The sequence below is a fragment of the Paraburkholderia sp. 22099 genome (genome assembly GCF_052045835.1).
Classification (GTDB): Bacteria; Pseudomonadota; Gammaproteobacteria; order Burkholderiales; family Burkholderiaceae; genus Paraburkholderia; species Paraburkholderia terricola.
Genome location: NZ_JBQEPU010000051.1, coordinates 23,634 through 37,954, shown reverse-complemented (window position 1 = coordinate 37,954; position 14,321 = coordinate 23,634). Strand labels below are relative to the sequence as shown.

15 protein-coding genes and 2 pseudogenes are annotated in these 14,321 nt (G+C 61.8%); 9 read left to right on the top strand and 8 right to left on the bottom strand.

The genetic code is table 11. The annotated features are described in order from the left end of the window. Window positions 1–113: 113 nt before the first annotated feature. The 4 genes and pseudogenes from ACTJLC_RS30435 to ACTJLC_RS30420 all read right to left on the bottom strand — a co-directional run bounded on the left by ACTJLC_RS30435 (window position 114) and on the right by ACTJLC_RS30420 (window position 1,275). On the bottom strand, window positions 114–545 hold the full coding sequence (locus tag ACTJLC_RS30435) for a hypothetical protein (protein ID WP_310319252.1): 432 nt from the start codon (window positions 543–545) through the stop codon (window positions 114–116). Between the two features lie 157 nt (window positions 546–702). After that, window positions 703–966 (bottom strand): hypothetical protein, encoded by a 264-nt coding sequence (locus tag ACTJLC_RS30430; protein WP_083085665.1) that lies wholly within the window; start codon window positions 964–966, stop codon window positions 703–705. Window positions 967–985: 19 nt separating this feature from the next. Then, window positions 986–1,171 (bottom strand): annotated as a pseudogene (locus tag ACTJLC_RS30425) (hypothetical protein); the annotation flags it as partial. Next, on the bottom strand, window positions 1,147–1,275 hold the full coding sequence (locus ACTJLC_RS30420; RefSeq protein WP_310136119.1) for a hypothetical protein: 129 nt from the start codon (window positions 1,273–1,275) through the stop codon (window positions 1,147–1,149). The gene ACTJLC_RS30420 and the pseudogene ACTJLC_RS30425, both read right to left, overlap by 25 nt. A gap of 248 nt (window positions 1,276–1,523) precedes the next feature. Here ACTJLC_RS30420 and ACTJLC_RS30415 point away from each other — a divergent pair, with 248 nt between their 5' ends. After that, complete coding sequence (locus ACTJLC_RS30415; protein WP_073430273.1) at window positions 1,524–2,192, top strand: RraA family protein; 669 nt, start codon at window positions 1,524–1,526, stop codon at window positions 2,190–2,192. 124 nt (window positions 2,193–2,316) lie between these two features. Here ACTJLC_RS30415 and ACTJLC_RS30410 read toward each other — a convergent pair whose 3' ends face one another. From ACTJLC_RS30410 to ACTJLC_RS30395, 4 genes and pseudogenes are all read right to left on the bottom strand, one after another. Beyond that, a complete protein-coding gene (locus ACTJLC_RS30410) occupies window positions 2,317–3,351 on the bottom strand; it encodes an L-idonate 5-dehydrogenase (protein WP_073430274.1) in 1,035 nt (344 codons plus the stop codon). 112 nt (window positions 3,352–3,463) lie between these two features. After that, window positions 3,464–4,290 (bottom strand): annotated as a pseudogene (locus tag ACTJLC_RS30405) (NAD(P)(+) transhydrogenase (Re/Si-specific) subunit beta); the annotation flags it as partial. Between the two features lie 276 nt (window positions 4,291–4,566). Further along, window positions 4,567–5,640: a porin gene (locus tag ACTJLC_RS30400; RefSeq protein WP_310136123.1), complete on the bottom strand. Its 1,074-nt coding sequence runs from the start codon at window positions 5,638–5,640 to the stop codon at window positions 4,567–4,569. A 162-nt stretch (window positions 5,641–5,802) separates the two neighbouring features. Then, window positions 5,803–7,011: an aspartate transaminase gene (locus tag ACTJLC_RS30395; RefSeq protein ID WP_310120421.1), complete on the bottom strand. Its 1,209-nt coding sequence runs from the start codon at window positions 7,009–7,011 to the stop codon at window positions 5,803–5,805. Window positions 7,012–7,286: 275 nt separating this feature from the next. On the opposite strand from ACTJLC_RS30395, the gene nac reads away from it, so the two are divergent. The 8 genes from nac (at window position 7,287) to ACTJLC_RS30355 (ending at window position 14,301) form a co-directional block, all read left to right on the top strand. After that, window positions 7,287–8,222 (top strand): nitrogen assimilation transcriptional regulator NAC, encoded by a 936-nt coding sequence (nac, locus tag ACTJLC_RS30390; protein ID WP_310136117.1) that lies wholly within the window; start codon window positions 7,287–7,289, stop codon window positions 8,220–8,222. A gap of 224 nt (window positions 8,223–8,446) precedes the next feature. Next, window positions 8,447–8,944, top strand: coding sequence for an acetyl-CoA carboxylase biotin carboxyl carrier protein (accB, locus tag ACTJLC_RS30385; RefSeq protein WP_310136116.1), 498 nt, complete (start codon window positions 8,447–8,449; stop codon window positions 8,942–8,944). A gap of 6 nt (window positions 8,945–8,950) precedes the next feature. Continuing rightward, complete coding sequence (gene accC, locus ACTJLC_RS30380; protein WP_310136114.1) at window positions 8,951–10,303, top strand: acetyl-CoA carboxylase biotin carboxylase subunit; 1,353 nt, start codon at window positions 8,951–8,953, stop codon at window positions 10,301–10,303. Window positions 10,304–10,386: 83 nt separating this feature from the next. Next, the gene (gene pxpB / locus ACTJLC_RS30375) at window positions 10,387–11,058 is read left to right on the top strand and encodes a 5-oxoprolinase subunit PxpB (RefSeq protein WP_310136111.1); all 672 of its coding nucleotides are present in this window, start codon (window positions 10,387–10,389) and stop codon (window positions 11,056–11,058) included. Next, window positions 11,055–12,062, top strand: coding sequence for a biotin-dependent carboxyltransferase family protein (locus ACTJLC_RS30370; RefSeq protein WP_310136110.1), 1,008 nt, complete (start codon window positions 11,055–11,057; stop codon window positions 12,060–12,062). The genes pxpB and ACTJLC_RS30370 overlap by 4 nt, the downstream gene beginning before the upstream one ends. Before the next feature lie 3 nt (window positions 12,063–12,065). Then, complete coding sequence (locus ACTJLC_RS30365; protein WP_310136108.1) at window positions 12,066–12,530, top strand: acetyl-CoA carboxylase biotin carboxyl carrier protein; 465 nt, start codon at window positions 12,066–12,068, stop codon at window positions 12,528–12,530. Between the two features lie 85 nt (window positions 12,531–12,615). Beyond that, window positions 12,616–13,383 carry a LamB/YcsF family protein gene (locus tag ACTJLC_RS30360; protein WP_073430284.1) on the top strand — a complete coding sequence of 256 codons (768 nt, stop codon included), beginning with the start codon at window positions 12,616–12,618 and terminating at the stop codon, window positions 13,381–13,383. Between the two features lie 159 nt (window positions 13,384–13,542). Beyond that, window positions 13,543–14,301 (top strand): SDR family oxidoreductase, encoded by a 759-nt coding sequence (locus ACTJLC_RS30355; RefSeq protein ID WP_310136106.1) that lies wholly within the window; start codon window positions 13,543–13,545, stop codon window positions 14,299–14,301. Window positions 14,302–14,321: the final 20 nt, after the last annotated feature.

Sequence of the window (14,321 nt, the reverse complement as noted above, 5' to 3'; positions counted from 1 at the left end):
TGGTGGAAGTTGCCGGGTGTGGCCTGCCCACACCGTGCGGCTCTGGCAGCGATGCTAACCCGCGTTTATTCCCCACACGAGGCCAGCCCGTACGTCACGGAAGTCATACTGACTTACCCCGTTCGCGACGGTATGTCGAGAGGTCCGCCATCATCTCCAAGGTGGCTGGCACCAGCGGCTCCCTTGCCGCCTTTGCCCAGCACCTCCAGCCACCAGAGATCTTCGCCGTTTACGACCCGGCGGCGGAAGAATCGGCCCATCGTGTTTTCACCCACTTCAGTGATCCGTAAGCCACCCAGATAGAGCAGGGTGAACAGCCAACACGTGCGCGAGTAATGCTCGCGCTCGCGGTCCGTTTCTTTCGGCACCGCCTGAATCCAGGTTTTGACCTCAAGCCACAGCTCGGGCGACAGATAGCGTGTGATGCGCGGCTTTTCCTGCCTCGAAGCTCTCCCGCACCATGCCAGTTTCTCGTCCATCGACCAGCGCCGCTGACGCTGCGGCCCCCTCAATACTTCCATCACTTCTTGCTTGTTGTTAGTCATGTACACAGTCTTATGCCTACGGCCGTAGATCGATGTCCGCCACGGAAGGCAGCATCCGAGCCCAAGCAAGGATGGCGTCTGACGACTTCCATTCCGCGAGTAACGCGCTTTCTGATTTGGCCTGCACCACGCCACTATTGGCCTCAGTCGCATCCGCCTATTTGGTCTTTGCGGGTGATTTGGAGCTCTCGGGCGTGTCGACCTTTTCCAACATCGCCAGATCCGCGCAGTGCTCCTTCGAATCTGTCACCGCGACAGTAGCAATCTGATCGAACAGACTAGATAGAAACCGCTCAGCGAACATCAACTTCGCCAGCACCGGCAGCTTGATTCCTTCGCCAAAACCTGGTCCGATGCCGCTGACGCCCTTCGGCTTCCTCGGATGCCAGTTGACGGGCGACAACAGTCCGGACGCTGTCACGTCGTCACCGGTGAGGTTTGCCTGGCATGGCGCCGGGCGAGATGGGCAGAAAGGACGAACCAGCTATACCTGTCAGCTTGTTGACGCGAGGCAAAGCATCGCGGCGCACGAACAGATCGACTTGCGCCGCGCCGGCTTCGAGCGCGGTCGCGGCATTGTCGAACGCCGATGCGCTTGCGCTCACCACGCCGACTCGCTTGCCAGCTGGAACACATTGTCGCGCTGCGTCCAGATCATGATCGATGCATACATGATGTCGCCGACGGAGCCTATATTCTCCTGCGATTGCAATCCCTTATCGAAGAGCATGGCCCGTTCGCTGGAAACGCCTTTTCGGACCGAAGCCCCGCGGCTGTTCTTCCGTCAGAGACGTATCTCGGCGCCACCTCCTCCGACAATAGCGTTTCATAAGCGTTTCCTATTGCGCAAGAACGAACCCGTCTTGGCGCGATTTGCAGGAACGATATACCGTTATAGCCGTGTTGCAGCGGTGTCGTGCCTACTCGTTCCTGATCTGCATGAGCCGCTCCCCTTACATCCGGAAGCGAAGATCGACCATGTACAAAGCCATCAGGAAGAACCCGTCGGCGGCTCAGGCTGCCGAAGCGATCCTTAGCGCATTGCGAGACATCCCCGTGTCCGCGCTCAGCGACAACATGCACCGCAACGTCGGCAGCGTGGGCCTGCACCCGTATCAACGGCCTGGCAAGAAGACGATGGCCGGCACCGCGGTCACGGTGCGCTCGCGTGGCGGGGATAACCTCACTTACCTGCGCGCGCTGGAGTTTTGCCGGGCAGGTGATGTCCTGGTCGTGGACGCGGGCGGCGATCTCAACAACGCCGTGGTTGGCGGCATCCTGTCGTTCTACGCAGCAAACATCGGCGTTGTCGGTTTGGTCATCGATGGCGCGATCCGTGATGTCGCGGAAATCCGCGACCGGGATTTCCCGGTTTATGCCCGTGCGGTCACACACCGGGGGCCGTATAAAGACGGTCCGGGTGAAATCAATGTGCCGGTATCGGTCGGCGGAATGGTGGTCAATCCGGGCGATATCGTCGTCGGCGATCAGGATGGCTTGCTGGCCATTCCACAGGACGCCGCCGAGCTTGTCATCGAAAAAGCGCTGGCCGTTCTGGAAGCCGAGGCTGAGACGATGCGGGCGATGAAGGAAGGCCGCTGGAACCGCGCGTTTATCGATGCGCTTGAAGCGCGATGTAATAACTGAGCCCCGGGTGGGGAAAAGGAAAGAGCCGACGTCTGCATCGCAACGTCGGCTTTTTTATGGGCGCTTTCTTTTATGTATGGCGACGAACGCGGCTTGCCGCGCCATCGTCGCCACACGTGTGCGATCAATCGAAGCTCACCAGCACCTTCATCGATTTTGAGCGATCGGCCGCTGTCTGGAACGCCTTGACCGAATCCTGATACGGGAAAATGCCCGAGATCAAGGGCTTCACGTCGATCAATCCCTTGTTCAGCAGTTCGACGGCAATGGCGAATTCTTCGTGGAAGCGGAATGCGCCGCGCAGATCGAATTCCTTGGCAACAATCACGTTGATCGGCAACGAGATGTCGCCACCTAGGCCGACCTGGACGATCACGCCGCGCGGTTTGAGCACGTCGAACGCACCGCGCAATGCTGCTGCGTTGCCGCTCGCTTCGCACAGAACGTCGAAGCTGCCCTTGTCGATGGCGAATTGCTGAAGCGCGTCCGGCGTCTCCGCGATGTTAAACGCGAGGTCGGCGCCCACCTTTTTCGCGCTGTCGAGCGGCAGCGCATTCACATCAGTTGCCACGATCATCGCCGCACCGGCTCTGCGCGCGGCCGCCACGATCAACGCGCCGATCGGCCCACATCCTGTGACGAGCACCCGCTTGCCGAGCAGCGGACCCGCGCGCCGAACGGCGTGAAGCGCGACCGAGAGCGGCTCGGCCATTGCAGCTTCGGCATCGCTCAACGAGTCCGCCACGACATGCGCCTGTGAACGGTCGATTACGATCTCCTGCCGGAATGCGCCCTGCACGTGCGGCGTACGCATTGCGCTGCCGTAGTAGCGCATATCCAGGCAGTGGTTCTGCAGCCCTTGCTGACAGTATTGACACAGGCCACACGGCCGGCTCGGGCTGATGGAAATCCGTGTACCGACCGGCATATCCGTCACGTCGGATCCAACGCGCGCAACGGCGCCCGAGACTTCATGGCCCAGCACCATGGGCTCCTTGATGCGAATCGTGCCGAAACCGCCATGGTTGAAGTAGTGAAGATCCGAACCGCAGATACCGCCGGCCCGAACCCGTACGAGCAACTGGTTGGCTTTCGGTTCGGGCGTGGGAACGTCCTCGATGCGCAGATCGAGTGGGGCGTGAATGACAAGTGCATGCATGGTGAGGGCCTATAACGGTGAATGCGGGATCAGCACGCTATACGGTAGCGTCTCAGGGCCTAGCCGACAAAGATCAAAGTTGTCTGGGCCGATAGTCGACGCTTATGGATGCTCATTCGAGCGCTTTGGTCATATTCTCGATGACCTTCTTGGTATCCAAGAACATCATCATCGTTTTGTCGATATAGAACAGATCATTGTCGAGACCGGCGTAACCGGACGCCATCGACCGTTCGTTGACGATCACGGTGCGCGCCTTATAGGCCTCCAGAATCGGCATGCCGGCCATCGGCGAGGCGGGGCCCGTCTTTGCGGCGGGATTGACAACGTCGTTGGCGCCCAGCACGAGCACGACATCGGTCTGGCCGAATTCCGCGTTGATGTCGTCCATTTCGTAAACCTGGTCGTACGGCACTTCCGCTTCGGCGAGCAGCACGTTCATATGTCCCGGCATCCGGCCGGCCACTGGATGGATCGCATAACGCACGTCGATGCCCTTGTTTGTAAGCTTATCGGTCAATTCCTTCGACGCATGCTGTGCGCGCGACCGCGAGGCCGTAGCCAGGAACGATCACCACGCGCGGGATAGACGACGAGTGCGCCCTGAAGCAGGCGGAACTTATACTTGCCGGACAGCTTGCCGAACGCGATCACGGATCCGGAGAACGTAATCGCGCCGATGAAGGTGCCGATGAACAACTCGACGCGATTGCCATAAGGCAGTTCGCTGCCGGTTGCCGCCAGTCCGAAAGCGGACGGCTCGGAGACTACCGCATAGGCAATACAAATGGCGGCAAGACCGATCAACGAGTGCATGGCTGCAATGAGGTCGGGCATCTTGGTCATCTCGACGCGGACTTCGGCTAATTCGACCAATGTCGCGCCGGCCTGTGCGTAGGCGCTATCGGGGAAATGGGCACGCTCGCCTGCAGTGCTTTGCACCTGAACGGTATGCTCCTGCGCGGTGAGTTTTTTGACTGTTTTCCGGTGTGCCGGCGACACGCGTCTCGCCGGCGCGGCTTTCGGCGGAGATGCCGATTCTCATGAGTGTTCCTCCAGGAATCGATAGACGGAATTGGCGGATCGAGGCCCGCCTTTTGATGCCGGGATCGTGCATGGACGATCGGGACAGGATTTGGCGTCCCGATGCTGTTTGGCTTTCGGCGCGTTCTGTTGGGCGTCGGGCGACGCCCAACAGACCGTCAATACCGCAAATTAGAACTTGTGACGCAGACCGATCGTGGCTTCGAACAGCGAGTTGAAGCCATAGAACGGCTGGTTCGAGCCGGAGGCGGCGGCGAGGGTCGTCCATGCGCCGGTCAGGTGGTTGTAGTCCACGCCGACATAGACGTCGGTGCGCTTGCTCAGGAAATAGTCGAACGTCGGACCGGTCGTGATACGCGTGCCGCTCCGGCCTGCGTGATGGACGAAGTCGATGTAGAACGGCAGATCGAGCACGAGTGACGGCGTGATGAAGTACTGGACCGCCGTGGAGAAGGAGTCGTTGCGATAGTCGGCCGGGTAGACGTGGCTGTAGATATACGAGCCGAACACCTTCGCCGCGCCGAACTTATACGTTGCGCCCGCGGTGAAGATCTTTTGCGAGCTGTCCGGGATCGTCACGCCGAAGTACGTGCTGCCATAGGTGCTGGTCGCAGGCGTCAGGCCGCCGATGTCGTTGACGATCTGATAGGCCGCGCCAACGCTCAAGGGGCCGTGGTCGTAAGAAAGGCTGACGGCCGGCGACGAGTTCTGGTGAGTATTCCCCGCTACCCCGCCAAAGGTATACGAGCCCTTGAGGGTGAAACCGGCAAGCGCCGGCGAGGTATATCGCACGGAATTGTCCAGACGGCCGCCGCCAGTCAGACCGGCGCCCTGAAAGCCGACCGTGCCGGTGTAATTAGCGAACGCATAGATATCGTGCGTCCAGCCCATTTCATGCACCAGCGTGTATTGCCGGCCCATCGTCAACGTGCCGTAGTCGGTACTGCGCAGCCCCACCATCGCGGTGCGGCCGAACAGGCGGGCGGTGCCGGACGGCGTAGATTGCTGTGTCACGCCGGTATTCGGTGTAAAGCCGCCTTCGAGCTGGAAGATGGCGGCCAACCCGCCACCGAGATCCTCGGTTCCCTGCAGACCCCAGCGGCTACCCTGAATCTCGCCGCCGCTACCCATCGTGAAAAGCTTCCCGCCGGATTTGTTCTGATGGGTGTCGTAGCGCACCGCTTCGTCGATGATGCCGTACAGGGTGACGCTCGACTGCGCGTGTGCGATCCCAGAAATTGCCAGTCCAAGTCCAGTTAGTGTGCCTAATGCATGCTTTTTCACGAGTAGAACCCCTTGCAGATTGACGAAAAATGGAAAACTCCAAACCGACTGCCACGTCCTCTCAGCGCGGCATGTTTTTTTTATAAAGCGACGACGCGACATATTCGCTTCATCGCCGTACTCTCAGTTCAGTGCGGCGACCGCGGCGGCAATCTTCCTGCAGCCCTCATCGATATTGTCGATGCTTGTCGCAATCGACATCCGGAAGAAAGGTGAAACGCCATAGGCCGATCCGGCAACCAGTGCGACGCCGGCGTGTTCGAGCAGGTACAGAACGACATCTACGTCGCCCTCGATGCGCTTGCCTTGCGGCGTGGTGCGGCCGATCATGCCGCCGCAATTGACGTACAGATAGAACGCGCCGCCCGGTGTTTTGCAACTGATGCCGGGAATCGCGTTAAGCGCTTCGAGTGCGTGGTCGCGGCGTTCCTTATAGGTCCGCACCGATTGCTGCACGAATGTCTGATCGCCGTTCAGCGCCGCGAGCGCTGCGGCCTGGCTGATCGAACTGGCGTTGCTGGTGGATTGGGACTGGAGCGTGTCCATGGCCGCGATCAGGTCGGCGGGGCCGGCGGCGTAGCCGATGCGCCAGCCGGTCATCGCGTAGGTCTTGGACACGCCGTTGACGACCAGGGTACGTGAGCTGAGTTCGGGTTCAATCGACAAGAGGTGCTGTGATGCCTCGCCGTCGAACCGGATGTGTTCGTAGATGTCGTCCATCATCACCAGCATCTGCGGGTGACGCAACAGCACATCCGCCAATGCGCGCAGTTCGGCGGCGCTATAGGTTGCGCCGGTGGGATTGGTCGGCGAATTGATGATCAGCCAGCGCGTGCGGGGCGTGATCGCCGCTTCGAGGGTGGCGGGCGTGAGCTTGAAGCTGTCTTCCTCGGTGCAGGGCACGACGACCGGCACGCCGTCACAGGCGAGCACCATGTCCGGGTAGGACACCCAGTAGGGCGCGGGAATCAGGACTTCATCGCGTGCTTCAACGGTGATGGCGAGCGCGTTGAAAATCGCGTGTTTGGCGCCGCACGTCACGATGATGTGTTTGGGATCGTACGAAAGACCGTTCTCGCGTTGCAGTTTTGCCGCGATGGCGGCGCGCAGCGCCGGCGTGCCCGCGGTTTGCGTATAGCGTGTTTCGCCGCGCTCCATCGCGTCGAAAGCGGCTTGGCGAATATGCGCGGGCGTGTCGAAGTCGGGTTCGCCGACCACGAGGTTGACGATGGTTTTCCCCTGCCGCCGCAGTTCCGCGGCCCGGTCCGCGGCGGCACTGCTCGGCGAAGGCTTGATTCGCTGGACGCGGGCGGCAATTCGCGATGCACTCACACTTGACTCCTCAACGGCATTTGATGACGCTTCACCTTAAGCGCGCGAAAAACTTCAAGCCAAGACGTCTTTCCGCTGGCGCAATAACATCCACTTATGACAGGGCGGTACGCGTGCGCGTCCGGCATTTACCGATCGGGGGCCATGCGGGAATACGCTGACAGGCCACGCTTTTAGCGTTGCAGGAGCGGGAGCGAAGTTTTTTTAGGCACTGTGCGCGGCGTGGCGCTTGCCCTATCATTGTCGCCATCACTGAACGTTGAGACGCGACTACCGTGAACCTGCGGCGTTTGAAGTATTTCGTGAAGATCGTCGATATCGGCAGCCTGACGCAGGCCGCCGAAGTGCTTCATATCGCCCAGCCGGCGCTGAGCCAGCAGTTGATCACGCTCGAAGACGAGTTCCAGCAACAGCTGCTCGTGCGCACCAAGCGGGGCGTCACGGCCACTGAGGCGGGCGCCACGCTGTATCGCCACGCCCAGTTGATCCTGCGCCAGTACGAACAGGCTCAGGCCGACGTGAAGAGCGCCGGCCAGACGCTGTCAGGCCAGGTTTCTGTGGGGCTCGCGCCCGGCACCGGCGCGTCGGCGCTCTCGCTGCCGTTGTTGCGGACCGTGCGCGCCAGGCATCCGGACATTCTTCTCTACATCAACGAGAACTTCGGCACGACGTTGAGCGAGCTGATCATGAACGGGCGTATGGACATGGCCGTGCTGTATGGCGACAAGCCCGTCCACGGCCTGTCGTTCCAGCTTCTGATGAACGAGGAACTGTTTCTCGTGGCGCCGCGCAGCATGGGGATCACGCTGGAGCAGATCGCCGTGACGGAGTTGCGCGACGTGCCTTTGCTCCTGCCGCGTCCGTACAACTATCTGCGCAAGTACGTCGACGAGGGTTTCGCGCGCGTGCAGATGATCCCCAAGGTCGTGGCCGAAATCGAATCCGCGTCGACCTTGTCGGCCGCCGTGAGCGCCGGGATCGGTGCGACCATCCTTCCCGATTCCACCGCACGGGTCGTGGCCGCGGCGGGCAACGTCGTGCAATGCCGGATCGTTTCACCCGTCATCAAGATCCCGCTTTCGGTGTGCCTGTCCGACCACTTGCCGCTTTCCGAGCCCGCCGCGGCCGTCAAGGACATCCTGTTGGAACTGGCCGGCGACCTTGCGCTCGACGTGCGCTTCGAGTCCGGTGCCGATAGCGCCGATACATAAGCGCGCCTTATCGCTACAAAGCCAAACCGTCTTGGCGCATTTTTTATGCGCCGGATACATTGAGTCCATCGTCGATCGCCCCGGTTCGCAGTGAGCCGGCGCGACGAGGCTAGCCGTCACGCGGGCGAGGCAACGGGAGATTGAATCTGGTTGCCGTACAGCCCCAGCGGTGCTTCGCGCACGCCAATCGACCGGCGCGCGTCCAACCGGCTACGGACTCAAAGATGGATCTCCAGAAGATTAAGGCGCTTATCGACCTGTTGGCGGATTCTCCGCTGGCCAAGCTCGAAGTCATCGAGGGCGAGGAACGGGTCAAACTTGTGAAGGCGAAACGGCGCGGCAAGCGGGCTGACGCGCCTTCGGGCGATGAACGTGTACCCGTGAGATCCCCCCCGGGCACCCAGGGAAGCCAAGGGGCTCAATCACCGCACGCCGGGCCTTCGCCATCCATCGACACTCCCAAGGCAGCCCCCGCAACCGCCAGTGAGGCGCAACTCGTTCGTGCGCCCATGTTCGGCGTCGTTCATCTGACGCCGGCGCCGGGCGAGGCGCCCTTCGTGAATCCCGGCGATACGATCAAGGAAGGACAGGTGCTCTGCACGATCGAGGCAATGAAGATGTTCAACGCGATCGAGTCCGAACTCAGCGGCGCCGTTGTGGGGATTCTTGTGGCTCCTGGCAGCGAAGTGGAGTCCGGGCAGCCGCTGTTCCGGATCGGTTGATCGACCATGTTCAACAAAGTACTGATTGCCAACCGCGGCGAGATCGCGCTTCGAGTCCAGCGCGCCTGCCGTGAACTCGGTCTGAAAACCGTCGCCGTCCATTCCGAGGCCGACGCCGATGCACGGTATGTGCGGCTCGCCGACGAGGCGCTGTGCATCGGTCCTGCCGCGCCGGGGCAGAGTTATCTGAACCGGGCCGCGATCCTGTTCGCTGCGCACGTGAGCGGCGCGCAGGCGATTCATCCCGGTTATGGCTTCCTGTCGGAAAACGCGGATTTTGCGGCGCAGGTCGAAGCCGCCGGCATGGCCTTCATCGGCCCCGAGCCCGACTCCATCCGCACGATGGGCGACAAGGTCGCCGCCAAACGGGCCATGCGTGCGGCCGGCGTGCCCTGCGTGCCGGGCCCGGACGGCGGTCTGCCGGACGACCCCACGGAAATTCTGCGAGTCGCGCAGGAGATCGGCTATCCGGTGATCGTCAAGGCGGCGGGTGGTGGTGGCGGACGAGGCATGCGCGTCGTGCCGGGCCCGGAGCAGTTGCTCGAAGCCGTGTCGGTGACGCGCGAGGAAGCACGCCGCGCCTTCGGCAAGCCCGAGCTCTATGTCGAGAAGTTTCTCGAGCATCCGCGTCACGTCGAAATTCAGGTCTTGTGCGATACGCACGGCAATGCCGTGTGGCTCGGTTCGCGCGACTGTTCGCTGCAACGGCGTCATCAGAAGGTCCTGGAAGAGGCGCCCGCACCCGGCATCGACCCGGAACTGATCCGGCAAGTTGGCGAGCGCTGCGCCGAAGCCTGCCGGCAGACGAATTACCGTGGCGCGGGTACCTTCGAATTTCTGTTCGAGAACGGCCGGTTCTACTTCATCGAAATGAATACGCGGCTGCAGGTCGAGCATCCGGTGACGGAAATGACCTCGGGCATCGACATCGTGCGGGAACAGATCCGGATCGCCCAAGGACACGCGTTGACGATCCGTCAGTCGGACATTCGCACGCTTGGTCATTCGCTGGAATGCCGGATCAACGCCGAGGACCCGTTCACCTTCGCTCCGTGTCCGGGGAAGATTTCCGTTTGGGAGCTGCCGGGCGGCAACGGCGTGCGGGTGGACTCGCATATGAGCAGCGGTGCGGTCGTGCCGCCGTATTACGACTCGCTGATCGCCAAGGTCATCACCCACGGCGCAACCCGTGAAGAGGCGCTGGTGCGTATGCGCATCGCGCTCTCGGAGATGCGCATCGAAGGCCTTCGCACCAACGTCCCATTGCATCAGGCCATGCTCGAGGACGAAGCGTTCCGTGAGGGCGGCGTCGATATTCATCATCTGGAGCGTTGGCTCGCAAAGAGGAAACAGACATGACGCCGACTGTTGAGCATGCGTCGATTGCGCACGGGGATGTAGTCGAACGGCTGCGTCCGGATTCACAGAGGACTGTCCTTGCAATGAAACAGGATGAATCGGAGCAGGCGCTTTGCATCAGCATGCTGGGTACGACGGCCATGCTGTTCGAAGCGCCGGGCGCGCTCGATCTGCATGCCCAGCGCCGCATCTGGACACTCGCCCGCGAGGTCGAATCATGGCCGGGCGTGCGTGAGGCGGTGCCGGGCGTGACCAATCTGATGGTGACATTTTCCACGCCGCCCGCGGATCCGGTCTCGCTCGGCGCCGCGTTGCGCGACGCTTGGGCCGCGGCGGGCGAATTGCAGATCGAAGGGCGGGTGGTGGACTTGCCGGTGGAATATGGCGGCGAGTTCGGGCCACATCTGCAGGACGTGGTGAATCACACTGGCTTGTCCATCGACGAGGTTGTGCAATTGCACTGCGCGCCGCTCTACACGGTCTATGCGCTCGGTAGCCATCCAGGTTACTGCTATCTGGGCGGCATGGATTCGCGTATCGCCACGCCGCGGCGCAAGGTGCCGGTTCTGGGCTTGCCTGGCGGCGCGGTGTCGATCGGCGGGGTGCAGACCGGCGTGTCGGCATCGACGGGACCGAGCGGCTGGAACACGATCGGTCATACATCGATGTCGTTCTTCGACCCCACGCGCGATAACCCAGCCACGCTCGCACCTGGCGACCTGATCCGTTTTCGGGTCGAGAGGATTGTTCCATGATCGAGATCTTGTCGTCGTCCGCGCTCGCGACGGTGCAGGACCAGGGGCGTGAAGGCTATCTGCGCTACGGCGTCGGAACGGCCGGCGCGATGGACCGCTTGGCGCTTGCGGTCGGCAATCTGTTGCTCGGCAATCCGGACGACGCGGCCGGCATCGAAATTCCGATGTTTCCGTTCCGCATCCGCTTCCTTGAAGATCTTTCGTTCGCCATCACCGGTGCCGATTGTTCGGCGCGCTTAGGCGACCGGCCGGTGCTGCCGTGGTGGACCGTGCAGGCGAAACAGGGCGACGTGCTGACGATCGGCGTGCCGACCAGCGGCACGCGCTGCTACCTGTCGCTCGCGGGCGGCGTGGACGTACCGGTAGTGCTCGGTTCGCGCAGTACGCAATTGCGCGGCCAGTTCGGCGGCTACAACGGTCGTCAGTTGCAGAAGGGGGATGTGGTAAAGGCAGTGGGTCTCGCCGGGCGCATCGTGCTGCAAGATGCGGTGCTCGCCGCGGGTTTCGGCACGGTGCCGCCTGAGTATTCGTTGCCGGCACCGTTATCCCTGCCCGCAGCCGACGCGGGCGAAACCGTGGTGCGCGTGCTGCCCGCCGCGGAATACGATTGCTATAAGCCGGAGTCGCTCGAAGCGTTCTGGCGCGACGGGTGGAAAGTGACGCCGCAGAGCGATCGCTACGGATATCGTCTCGCCGGTCCGACCCTGGTCGCGACGCATTCCATTGAAAAGCGCTCGCATGGCATCGTGCCGGGCGTGATCCAGGTGCCGCATAGCGGACAGCCGATCATTCAGCTTCGGGATGCGCAGCCGTCGGGTGGCTATCCGAAGATCGGCACCGTGATCGAAGCCGATTTATGGCGGCTCGCGCAGGCGCGCATTGGTACGAAGATTCGCTTTGTTCAGACGACGTACGCGGAAGCCGTTACGGCGCTGGAAGAACTGGACAGTTATCTCGTCAGGGTGCGCAATCTCGTTGCACTGTTTTGCCCTTCCCGACACTGACACATGACACAAAAAATCGAAGTGGATATCGGCGAGCTTCGGCAGATCACGTCGTGGCTTGCAGAAGTCGATATCGAGTTCATCGAAATCAGCAAGCCCGGCGCGACGGTTCGGTTGACGATGGAGCAGGCGCCTGGCTCTGCCGGTGCGGATGCGCCGGCGCAGGCGGTTTGGGCTGTGGTTCCCGGCGGACTCGCGCGCGCAGCGGAAACTACGCAGACGCAGGCCGTCAGCATCACCGCGAAGTCGGCCGGCATCTTTCTATCGACGCATCCGGCGCGTTCCACGCCATTGGTCAGCGCGGGCGATCACGTCAAACCGGGCGACATCGTCGGCTTGCTGCAGATCGCGCAATTGTGCGTGCCCGTGGTCGCGTCGGCGGATGGCGTGGTCATGCGGTTGTGCGTCACGCATGGCACAACGGTCGGTTACGGAACGCCCTTGCTCGAACTCTCGGCGTCGGCGTAGACGCATATCGATAGATAGACACTGAGCCGGTGTGGTCCGCTGCGGATAGCCCGGCACAGACCGCTTAAAGAATGGAGAGTGCAGAGTGGAAATCGACCTGAACGCTGACCTGGGCGAAGGCTTTGGACCCTATCAAATGGGCGAAGACGAAGCGATGCTCGATATCGTCTCGTCCGCCAACGTCGCATGCGGCTATCACGCGGGCGACCCCGTCATCATGGACAAGACGGTGCGGATGGCCCTGGCGCGCCAGATCGACGTTGGCGCGCATGTGGGCTTTCCCGACCTGATGGGCTTCGGCCGGCGGCAGATTCAGGCGGACCCGCTTGAACTGGCGAATTACGTGGTGTATCAGATGGGCGCGCTTGCGGGCATCGCGAAGCGGGCCGGACATCGCGTCACGCACATGAGCTTTCACGGCGCGTTGGGCAACATGGCCGCGGCATCGTATGAGCTGGCCGAGCCGCTGGTGCGGGCGCTCGCCGAATTCGATCGCGACCTGATCATCAGCGTTTCGACGAACACGGAAATCGAACGGGCCGCGGATCACATCGGGATGCGCACGGCCAACACGTTTCTCGCCGATCGTGCCTACGACGATCAGGGCGCGCTCGTGTCGCGCAAGCTGGAAGATGCGGTCATCAAGGACCGCGCGGCCGTCCTGGCACGCGTCAAGGAGTTGCTCGAAGACGGCACGATCACGACGATCACGGGCAACAAGCTCAAAGTCGCGGTCCAATCGATCCTGCTGCACGGCGATACGCCTGGCGCCGTCGAACTCGCGCGCACGGTGCGCGGCGTGATCGAATCCGCGGGCGGGCGCGTCGTGCCGGTGTCGAAGCTCGTACGCTAGGCGCGCGTCGGTCAACCTGCATCGACCAACCATAAGCCGGCCTTATAGCCACAAAGCCAATCCGTCTTTGCCCCACGTTTTCACGACGTATACATTGCTAAACAGGCTTATCGCACGCCTCAAAGAGCGACAGTCCAGAACTACAAATGGAGGTCATTCATGCCGTTTTCAGACTACAGGACCGCGCTGGTGACGGGCGCTTCGACCGGAATGGGCGCTGCGATTGTCGAGCGCTTCTGCCGTGAAGGACTCGAAGTGCATGCGCTAGCTCGCAACGCGGAACGTCTGAACGAGCTGGCGGAGCGAACTGGTTGCATCCCGCACGCGATCGACGTGTGCGATCTGCCGGCCGTCACGAAGCTGACGCAGGACGTGCAGTTCGATATCGTCGTGAACAACGCCGGCGTATCGACCAAAGGCTCGATTCTGGACGCCGCTGCCGCAGACATCGACCTTCAGGTGGAAGTCAACCTGCAGGCCGTTCTGCATATCGTGCGGCTCACCATGCCGGGTATGGTTGCCCGCGATCGCGGTCACATCGTCAACATCAGCTCGATCGCAGGGATCTACAACTTCAACGGCAACTCCATATACTCCGCGACGAAGGCCGGCATCCATGCGTTGTCGCGTCAGTTGCGAGTGGATGCGACCGGCAGGCGCGTACGTGTGACGGAGATCTGTCCGGGCCGCGTCGCCACCGATATTTTTGGCCACGTGCATGGCGACATCGAGGCGGCGCGCAAGCAGTTCATCGACGGTTTCGAGCTGCCGTTGCCGTCGGATATTGCCGACGCCATCGCCTTTGCGATCGCCGCGCCGCTCGCGGTCAACATCAGCAGCATGGAAATTCTGCCTACGCTGCAGGTGCCGGGCGGGCTGACGACGATCAAACGCGATTCCGCCGACCAGAACGAGTAAGTGCAATTCAGAGTTCAACA